Source organism: Arthrobacter sp. AOP36-A1-22, from assembly GCF_052377615.1.
Taxonomy (GTDB): domain Bacteria; phylum Actinomycetota; class Actinomycetes; order Actinomycetales; family Micrococcaceae; genus Arthrobacter_H.
Genome location: NZ_JBQSWX010000031.1, coordinates 24,312 through 33,509, shown reverse-complemented (window position 1 = coordinate 33,509; position 9,198 = coordinate 24,312). Strand labels below are relative to the sequence as shown.

The 9,198-nt window shown below is 64.2% G+C and carries 10 protein-coding genes and 1 other RNA gene; 9 read left to right on the top strand and 2 right to left on the bottom strand.

What is annotated here, in order from left to right:
* The 9 genes from ACT3S2_RS14590 to ACT3S2_RS14550 all read left to right on the top strand — a co-directional run.
* Positions 1-301, top strand: a 301-nt coding sequence (locus tag ACT3S2_RS14590; protein WP_444555473.1) for an SDR family oxidoreductase, incomplete at its 5' end; no start/stop codon positions are given.
* A gap of 133 nt (positions 302-434) precedes the next feature.
* On the top strand, positions 435-1,226 hold the full coding sequence (locus ACT3S2_RS14585; RefSeq protein WP_444555472.1) for a CoA transferase subunit A: 792 nt from the start codon (positions 435-437) through the stop codon (positions 1,224-1,226).
* Between the two features lie 4 nt (positions 1,227-1,230).
* A complete protein-coding gene (locus ACT3S2_RS14580; protein WP_444555471.1) occupies positions 1,231-1,881 on the top strand; it encodes a CoA transferase subunit B in 651 nt (216 codons plus the stop codon).
* 203 nt (positions 1,882-2,084) lie between these two features.
* Positions 2,085-2,867 carry a cell division ATP-binding protein FtsE gene (ftsE, locus tag ACT3S2_RS14575; protein WP_444555470.1) on the top strand — a complete coding sequence of 261 codons (783 nt, stop codon included), beginning with the start codon at positions 2,085-2,087 and terminating at the stop codon, positions 2,865-2,867.
* Positions 2,864-3,778, top strand: a complete 915-nt coding sequence (ftsX, locus tag ACT3S2_RS14570; RefSeq protein ID WP_444555469.1) for a permease-like cell division protein FtsX — start codon at positions 2,864-2,866, stop codon at positions 3,776-3,778. The genes ftsE and ftsX overlap by 4 nt, the downstream gene beginning before the upstream one ends.
* A gap of 125 nt (positions 3,779-3,903) precedes the next feature.
* Positions 3,904-5,409, top strand: coding sequence for a peptidoglycan DD-metalloendopeptidase family protein (locus ACT3S2_RS14565; RefSeq protein ID WP_444561842.1), 1,506 nt, complete (start codon positions 3,904-3,906; stop codon positions 5,407-5,409).
* A 163-nt stretch (positions 5,410-5,572) separates the two neighbouring features.
* Positions 5,573-6,052 (top strand): SsrA-binding protein SmpB, encoded by a 480-nt coding sequence (gene smpB, locus ACT3S2_RS14560; RefSeq protein ID WP_444555467.1) that lies wholly within the window; start codon positions 5,573-5,575, stop codon positions 6,050-6,052.
* A gap of 115 nt (positions 6,053-6,167) precedes the next feature.
* Positions 6,168-6,554, top strand: a transfer-messenger RNA (tmRNA) gene (gene ssrA, locus ACT3S2_RS14555).
* Between the two features lie 172 nt (positions 6,555-6,726).
* Positions 6,727-7,176: a YrdB family protein gene (locus tag ACT3S2_RS14550; RefSeq protein ID WP_444555466.1), complete on the top strand. Its 450-nt coding sequence runs from the start codon at positions 6,727-6,729 to the stop codon at positions 7,174-7,176.
* Positions 7,177-7,179: 3 nt separating this feature from the next.
* On the opposite strand, the gene hisN is transcribed toward ACT3S2_RS14550, so the two are convergent.
* Together hisN and rsgA are read right to left on the bottom strand one after the other, a co-directional pair.
* The gene (gene hisN, locus ACT3S2_RS14545; RefSeq protein WP_444555465.1) at positions 7,180-8,052 is read right to left on the bottom strand and encodes a histidinol-phosphatase; all 873 of its coding nucleotides are present in this window, start codon (positions 8,050-8,052) and stop codon (positions 7,180-7,182) included.
* Positions 8,053-8,092: 40 nt separating this feature from the next.
* Positions 8,093-9,196 (bottom strand): ribosome small subunit-dependent GTPase A, encoded by a 1,104-nt coding sequence (gene rsgA, locus ACT3S2_RS14540; protein ID WP_444555464.1) that lies wholly within the window; start codon positions 9,194-9,196, stop codon positions 8,093-8,095.
* Between the last annotated feature and the right edge of the window lie 2 nt (positions 9,197-9,198).

Here is a 9,198-nt window from a genome sequence, read left to right as displayed (position 1 = left end):
CCTAGAAGGCCTGTCCAAGGTCACCGCATTGGAAGGGGGAGAGTACGGGGTGACCAGCAACTGCATCGAACCCGCCTACGTGAGAACACCCCTCGTCGAGGACCAGATCGCCGATCAGGCCAAGATCCACGGCATCGGCGAGGACGAAGTCATCTCCTCGATCATGCTCACCGAATCGGCCGTCAAACGGCTCGTCGAGCCCGAGGAAGTCGGATCCTTGGCGGCATGGCTGGCCTCTCCGGACGCCGGCATGGTCACCGGGGCTTCCTACACCGTCGACGGCGGATGGAGCGCCCGATGATGTAGGTGCCCCGGGAAGGGCGGACCAATGCGGTCGGGCCCCACCGAAAGCGATAGGTTGGAACGTAATAACGGTCACAACGCCCGACGGCGGGACCGCGGCAATATTTCATCGTGCGAGGGAGGTCTTTGAAATGACCATGGATAAAAGTGTCGGTTCTGCGGCGGAGGCCGTAGCGGATATCGGGGATGGTTCCCTGATATCGGTTGGTGGTTTCGGCCTCTCGGGCAACCCGATGGCATTGATCGAGGCCCTCTTGGAACAAGGCGCGACGGGCCTGTCGGTGGTCTCCAATAACTGTGGTGTCGATGGATGGGGGCTGGGTGTGTTGCTGGCCGCCGGCAGGATCCGGAAGATGACCTCCTCCTATGTCGGGGAGAACAAGGAATTCGCCCGCCAGTACCTCACCGGGGAACTCGAATTGGAGTTGACCCCGCAGGGGACGCTGGCCGAGAAGCTGCGGGCCGGTGGATCGGGGATCGCCGCGTTCTACACCGCAGCCGGTGTCGGCACCCAGGTCGCCGAAGGCGGATTGCCGCAGAAGTACGACGCCGACGGGAACATCCTGCAGGGTTCGGAACCCAAGGAGGTGCGCTCCTTCGCCCCGGGAGGCGAGAAGAACGACTTCGTCCTGGAAGAGGCGATCGTCTCCGACTTCGCCCTGGTCCACGCGCTCAAGGGCGACAGGCACGGGAACCTGGTGTTCAACAAGGCGACCCGGCAGTTCGGCCCGCCGGCGGCGATGGCCGGGAAGGTGTGCATCGCCCAGGTCGAGGAACTCGTGGAACCCGGGGAGATCGATCCTGACCAGGTTCACCTGCCGGGGATCTATGTGCACCGTGTCCTGGAAGTGGGCCAGGACATCGAAAAGCCAGTGGAGAAGCGCACGGTGCGCCCCGCCGGTTCGACGACGAAGGAAGGTTGAGACGATGGCACTGACACGTGAGCAGATGGCCGAGCGGGCCGCACAGGAGCTGGTGGACGGGGCCTATGTGAATCTGGGCATCGGGATGCCGACTCTGGTTCCGAACTACATCCCCGCCGGCAGGACCCTGGTCCTGCAGTCGGAAAACGGAATCCTCGGGGTCGGGCCCTACCCGCTCGAGGAGGATATGGATCCCGACCTGATCAACGCAGGCAAGGAAACCGTGACGGTCAACCCGGGGGCGAGTTTCTTCGATTCGTCCATGAGTTTCGGGATGATCCGCGGCGGAAAGATCGACGTGGCGATCCTGGGAGCGATGCAGGTCTCCACCCAGGGCGATCTGGCGAACTGGATGATTCCGGGCAAGATGGTCAAGGGCCCCGGCGGGGGCATGGACCTGGTGCAAGGAGCCCGGGAAGTGATCATCCTGATGGACCATACGGCCAAGGACGGTTCGGCGAAGATCGTGCGCGAGTGCTCGCTGCCGTTGACCGGCAAGGCCGTGGTGAACCGGATCATCACCGACCTGGCGGTGATCGAGGTGACCGATAGGGGATTGGTGCTCCTGGAAACCGCCCCCGGGGTGAGCGTCGAGGAGGTCCGGGCCGCGACCGAGCCGGAACTGACCTTGGGCGGAGAGCTCGCCGGCGCATAGGCCCCGGCAGCTCCCGTGATCACGGGCCCGGTCCGGCAAGGACCGGGCCCGTTCTCTCGGGGCCGGAACCCCGACACACGCTTCCACCTGCACCCGGAGGCAGAATGTCGGGGCTAGAGTGCTCAATGCCGGTGCTGTACGTTCCCCCAGCAAAGCCCCGCATTTTCGGACACTGACCGGTGGTCCGAGTGGGCAGAACTGCCATGATCAGATTTGAGCACGTCACCAAGGTCTACGACCAGAAGTCCCGTCCGGCACTGGACGATATCGATGTCGAGATCAATCGCGGTGACTTCGCTTTCCTCGTGGGGGCCTCCGGCTCCGGTAAATCGACGTTCATCCGTCTGGTCCTGCGCGAGGACCAGGCCTCACGGGGCTCCGTCCACGTCGCCGGCCAGAATGTGGCGGGAATCCCCAACTGGAGGGTCCCTCGCATGCGTCGGGGCATCGGCGTCGTCTTCCAGGACTTCCGGCTGCTGCCCAATAAGGATGTCTTCTCCAACGTGGCCTTCGCGATGCAGGTCATCGGCAAGGGCCGGGCCTCGATCCGCAGCACCGTCCCCGAGGTCCTCAAGACCGTGGGCCTGGAGGACAAGAAACGCCGGATGCCCCACGAGCTCTCCGGCGGTGAACAGCAACGCGTGGCCATCGCCCGGGCCATCGTCAACCAACCGGGGATCCTGCTCGCGGATGAGCCGACCGGAAACCTCGACCCCGCCACCAGCGTGGGGATCATGAACATCCTCGACAAGATCAACCAAAACGGGACCACCGTGGTCATGGCCACCCACGATACGGACATCGTGAACTCGATGCGCCGTCGGGTGATCGAACTGGACGAAGGCAAACTCGTTCGCGACGAACAAGCCGGCGAATACACGGCCATGATCCCCATCGTCAATCGGGATGGCTCGCGCGAATTGCGGACCGCCGACCCGCGGGACCAGGCCATTGCCCCCTTTGACACCGAGGAGGACGAAGCATGAGACTCGCATTCATCCTCGGCGAGATCGGTTCTGGTCTACGTCGAAACCTCTCCATGGTCATCTCCGTGGTCCTGGTGACCTTCATTTCCCTGACGTTCGTCGGGGCCGCCGCGCTGACGCAAATGCAGATCACGCAGATGAAGGGCTTCTGGTACGACAAGGTCGAAGTAGCCATCTTCCTGTGTGGAGACGATTACGGCTCCCAGACCTGCGCCGATGGTGCAGTGACCGATTCGCAGCGTTCGGCCATCAAGAGCCAGCTCGACTCCGCAGCGGTGAAGCCGTATGTGGAGAGCTACGAGTACGAGTCGCAGGATCAGGCCCTGGAGCATTTCCGCGAGCAGTTCAAGAACTCGCCGATCGTGGATACCGTCACGGCGGACCAGCTCCCGGAGTCCTTCCGCGTCAAGATGGTGGACCCCGAAAAATACGACGTCATCAACGAACTGTTCACCCCCATGAAGGGCGTGGACACCGTCATCGACCAACGCGACTTGTTGGAGAAGATCTTCTCGGTCATGAATGTCGCCTCCCTGGTGGCCGTGGGCATTGCGGTGGTCATGATCTTCTGCGCCGTGCTCCTCGTGGCGACGACCATCCGGCTTTCGGCCTTCAGCCGACGAAGGGAAACCGGGATCATGCGCCTGGTCGGCGCCTCGAAGGCGGTGATCCAACTACCGTTCGTCCTGGAAGGGGTCATCGCCGCCCTCATCGGTGCCGTGCTGGCCTCGGGGACGCTGTGGGCGGTGGTGAAATACCTGATCCAAGGAAAGTTGGCGATCGAGTATCCGGACACTGCCTTCATTGCCACCAACGAGGTATTCCTGGTCGCCCCCGGCTTGCTTGCGTTGGGGATCGTCCTGGCTGGTGTATCGTCGGTCCTGACCTTAAGGCGTTACCTGAAGGTTTAGGTTGCTCCGAGCCCGTGTTCCCCGGGCTCCTTCGAGGATGAACCTGCCGTACCACTGAAAGGACCGACCCTGTGGCGGACCGCAATAGACGGAGCCTGTCCCGTGCCGTGATTAGTGGTGCCCTGGTGAGCCTGCTGTCCCTGTCGCTGATGGCTCCGGTGGCCCAGGCCGATAAGTTGGACGACCACAAGCAACAGGTCGAGAAGCAACTTGATTCCCTGGAAACCGATATGGAATTCCTCGATGCCGACATCCAGAAGACCGCGGAGAAGCTCAAGGGCTACCAGGACAAGCTTCCGGCGGCGAAGGAGAAGCTCTCGAGCGCCCGGGCCAGCGTCCAGAGTGCCACGGAGCAGGTGAACGAACTCTCCGCACGCGTGGATGCCGCGCAGGCCTCGAAGGACCAGATCGGCAGTCAAATGGACCAGGACGCCGAGAAGATGGAAGACACCCGCAAGGTCATCGGGCAGATCGCCACCCAGGCCTATAAGCGTGGGGGAGTCTCCAGCAACTTGAGCCTGATGCTCAACTCCAACTCCGAGCAAGGAAACCTCGCCGACAGCCTGGGCCTGGCCAACCAGGCGCTGCGCAGCCAGAATGCCGTACTGAGCGATCTGAGCCAACAGCAGGCGACCGATGCCAACGTCCAGGCACGACTGGCCGCCGTCGAAGAGGAGATCAGCGACCTCAAGGGCCAGGCAGAAGCGGCACTGGTCCGGGAGCAGGCGGCCCGGGACGAGGCTGAAGCCTCAAAACGCCATGTCGACGAACTCATCGATGGCGCCCAGGAAGCCAGCGAGGAACTCAACGCCAAACGTCCTCAGATCAAGGCCCAGATCAAGAAGCAAGAGGATGAGCACGACCAGGTGGTCGCCAAGATCAAGAAGCGCCAGGAGCGTCTGATCCGTGAGGCCGCCGAACGCAAGCGCAAGGAAGAGGCTGCCAAGGCCGCTGCGGAAAAGGCCGCCAAGGTCGCCGCCGAACAAGCCGCAGAACGCGCGGCGAAGGCCGAAGCCGCGGCGCGGGCCAAACGTGCTGCCGCGGAGAAGGCCGCCCGGGCCAATGCGGCCGATGCCGCCGCGAAGCGTGCAGCAGCCGACGCGGCGGACCGGAAGGCCGCTTCCGAACGCAGCAAGAGCAAGAAGACCAGCGCCCCGGCGAAGAAGAAATCCAGCCAGGGCAATAGCGGGTCCTCCAGCAGTACGAGCAGTTGGGGCCTGTCCAAACCGACCTCCGGCGGGCATATCACCTCCACGTTCGGCTGGCGCCCCACTCCGGCAGGAACCATCGACTACGGCGGCAGGGGTGGCTACGTCCACGCCGGGCTCGACTGGGGCTTCGGTGGTCGGTGCGGTGCTCCCGTGCACGCGGCAGCTGCAGGTGAGGTCTGGTATGCCACCCTGTCCCCGACCTCGGGGAACAAGGTCCAGATCAGCCATGGCGTCGTCAAGGGCCACGCCCTGGTGACGGGCTACCACCACCTGAGCAGCTACGTCGTCCATAGCGGCCAGAAGGTCTCCAAGGGCCAACTGATCGGCTATGTCGGAACCACCGGCAACTCCACCGGCTGCCATCTGCACTTCGAAACGATCCTCGACGGCAAGGTCGTCAACCCTGCGGGACTGCTCTAGCAACCCCGCGCAGCGCCCGGTGCTCCGGGCAGGGAACCTGCAGATGGTGCCCGCATGCAGGAGCAACCGTGCCGCCCGGGCGCCGGCCCCGATGACGTAGGATTGATGTTCGACTCACCGCGGCCACGGCCCGACACCATGACGTATACAGGAGGAGGTTGGCATGCCCAAGGACACCACCGAGCGCAAGGTCATTGCGACCAACCGCAAGGCGCGCCACGATTTCCAGATCCTGGACACGTACGAAGCCGGGATGGTGCTCAGCGGAACCGAAGTGAAGTCCCTGCGCCAGGGCAAGGCCTCCCTGGTTGATGGTTTCGGCCAGTTCTATAACGAAGAGCTCTACATTGAGGGGATCTACATCCCCGAGTACCTCAACGGATCGTGGACGAACCATGCGGGCCGGCGTCGGCGGAAATTGCTGCTGCACCGTGAGGAACTCATCAAGATCACACGGAAGATCCAGGACCCCGGCTACACGATCGTGCCGCTGCAACTGTATTTCCGTGACGGGCGCGCCAAGCTGGAAATCAGTGTGGCGAAGGGCAAACGGGAATTCGACAAACGCCAGACCCTGCGCGAGAAGCAGGACAACCGCGATGCACTACGGGCCCTGCGCGAACGGAACCGCGGCGTGTCCTGATTTTGACCCCTGGATTCGGGCAGGGAATGAATCCCGCCCATCGTGGGTTATGCTAGATGTCCTGCGGGTTTCGCCCGCAGGTTGAGCGGGGAAACCCGCATTGAGAAATTCATACGGGGATGATCGGTTTCGACGATGTGAGTCGCGACAGGAGAAGCGGGCCGAGGACGCAAAGTTATCTCGTAAACGCTCTTTGCAAAACACAAGTGCCAACTCAAAGCGCACTGACTTCGCTCTCGCTGCCTAAGCAGCCAGACAGTCCGTCAGCCAGGGATTGCTATCGGCCCTGATACTGGCGTCGTTTAGATAGCCACTGCTCAACACCTTTGTCATCGGGGTGTCGGGCATAATTCAGATGACTGTGCTCGGGGTATCCCGAAAGGGTCCAGCCGCATGTTTGTGAGACGGCTGTTGGAGCAGAGAAAACCCATAGCAGACTGCGCCCGGAGAAGTCCTGGCAACACCACATCGGACGGGGGTTCAATTCCCCCCATCTCCACGGTTGAAAGGCCTCGGAATCCTCGTGATTCCGGGGCCTTTTGCGTGCTGTCCCGGCTATCGCGGGCCGCATGCTTAGAATGGAAGAGACACCGGGACCCGAATGTTCCAGAAGGTGTACCAAATATTCAGGCTGCCCGCTCCCGGGCTGCCCCTCGAGGGGAAAGGCAGAAGGCATGGAAGAGGAACCGCAGAACGCTGCGGAAGTCGTGGCGGACAAGCCTTCCGGAACGCCGATCCGTCCCGCCGGGATCTTGGCATTCGTCCTGGAGGTGGCACTGCTGTGTGCCGCCGGGCTCTGGGCGATCGAGTTCCTGCCGCTGGCACCGGTGGTGTCCGTCCTCGTGGTGTTGATCCCGCTCGTCATCCTCTGGGGGCTCCTGCTCTCGCCCCAGGCGCCGTGGCGGCTGGGATGGCCCATCCACCCTGTGGTCGCCCACGTGCTGTTCCTGCTGGGTGTGGCGGCGTTGTGGAGTGCAGGACACCTCTGGCTCGCCGGCATCATGTTGGTGCTGACACTCGCCAGCGGAGTCATGAACTGGCTCAAGCGCGAGGAACTGGCTAGCGACGCGCAGGCCCAACGCCGCAACCGGCGTCGTCCCGCAGGACGCCGCGCCGCGCGCTGAAGCCTAGGCGCGTTCCCACGGGGAGGCGTGGTCGGCCCGCTGGTCGGCTGGGGCGCCGGAGTCGGGCACCACGGAATCGGGTGAACCGTTGAGCAGGTCCAGGGTGGCCTCGTGCAGCAGGGAGTTGGTGGCCAGCGCGTTGCCTCCCATGCAGCCGTCCTCGCCGTCCAGGGACGTGAAGCGTCCTCCTGCCTCGGTGACGATCGGGACCAGGGCGGCCATGTCGTAGAGGTTCAGCTCCGGTTCGCAGGCGATGTCAACGGCGCCCTCGGCCAGGAGGCAGTAGGACCAGAAGTCTCCGAACGCCCGGGTGCGCCAGACGGCGTCGTGCAGATCGAGCATGTTCTCCAGCTGCCCTCGTTCGCGCCAACCGCCCAGGCTTGAATAGGACAGGGATGCGTCGGCCAGGTCGTTGATCCCCGAAACGTTCAAACGGGTGGCCGAGGCCAGGGATTTGCCGGTATAGGCGCCCGTGCCCTCGGCTCCCCACCACCGACGACCCAATGCCGGTGCCGACACCAGACCGACCACGGCGCGACCTTCATCCATGAGTGAGATCAGCGTGGCCCACACCGGAACCCCGCGCACGAAGTTCTTCGTCCCGTCGATGGGGTCGATGACCCAACGGCGGGAGCCGTGACCGGTGCTGCCGAATTCCTCGCCCAGCACCGCGTCGCGGGGGCGGGTGCGGCCCAGCTGGCTGCGGATGGCCTCCTCGGCCATCCGGTCGGCATCGGTGACCGGGGTCAGATCCGGTTTGGTCTCCACCTGCAGGTCCTGTGCCTTGAAGCGGGACATGGTCAGGGAATCGACGGAATCGGCAATGGCATGTGCCAGGCGCAGGTCGTCGTTATAGCTCATTACGTCGCGGGTCATGCCTTCAAACCTACCGCAGGAACCGCTCCGGACCGTGCTCCTAGACCGACCCTAGTTCCTTGCCCTTGGCCTTCTCCTCGACCCCGAGCAGACGCCGCAGGGAAGCCAGCCGGGCCACCCCCGAGGCATCCGCCTCGGGGCGACGGACCCAGGCATCCAGTGCGCAGCCGGGGGAGTCGGGGGTGTGCCGGCAACCGCGGGGGCAGTCCACCGAACCCTGGACCAGATCGGGGAAGGAGTCCAGGATGTGGTCCGGGTCGACCAGTGCCAGACCAAAGGAGCGGATGCCGGGCGTGTCGATGATCCAGGTCCCCGCCGGGGCCTGCTCGGCCCGCAGGGCGATGGCGGAAGACGAGGTGTGCCGTCCACGACCGGTGACGGCATTGACGCCCCCGGTGGCGCGTTGCGCCCCGGTCAGGGCATTGACCAGGGTGGACTTGCCGACCCCGGAGTGCCCCAACACCACGGTCACGCGTCCTGCCATCAGCCGTCGAAGTTCCACGATGGCGCCTTCGTCCAGCCGGGCCGAGGCGCCGTCGGCCGAACGGGCGTCGATGCCCGTCCCCTCGGCGGCGATGCTCTTGCTGGTGACGATGTCCATGTCCAGATGCCGGTAGTTTTCCAGCAGCTCGGCCGGATCCTTGATATCGGTCTTGGTCACGCACAGGATGGCGTCGATGCCTGCGTCGAAGGCCGCGACCAGCGCCCGGTCGATGAACCCGGTCCTGGGCTCCGGATTGGCAGCAGCGACCACGATGACCAGCTGATCGGCATTGGCCACGACGATGCGCTCCACCGGATCGGTGTCATCGGCGCTGCGTCGCAGCACCGTGTCGCGATCCTGGATCCTGACCAGGCGGGCCAGGGTATCCGGCTGGCCGGTGGTGTCGCCCACCAAGGCGACGAAGTCCCCGGGGACGACGGGGGAGCGCCGCAACTCCCGGGCCCGGGCCGCGATGACGATCCGCTCGGTGGCGGTGTCCTCGTCCAGGATCGCCGTATAGCGGCCGCGATCAACGGTGATGATCCGCCCGATGACGGCCTCGTCATAGGAGGGCCTGTCCTTCGTCCGCGGGCGGGATCCTTTCTTATTGGGGCGGATCCTGACATCTGATTCGTCCCAACTGCGGGCATCACGCGCCATCG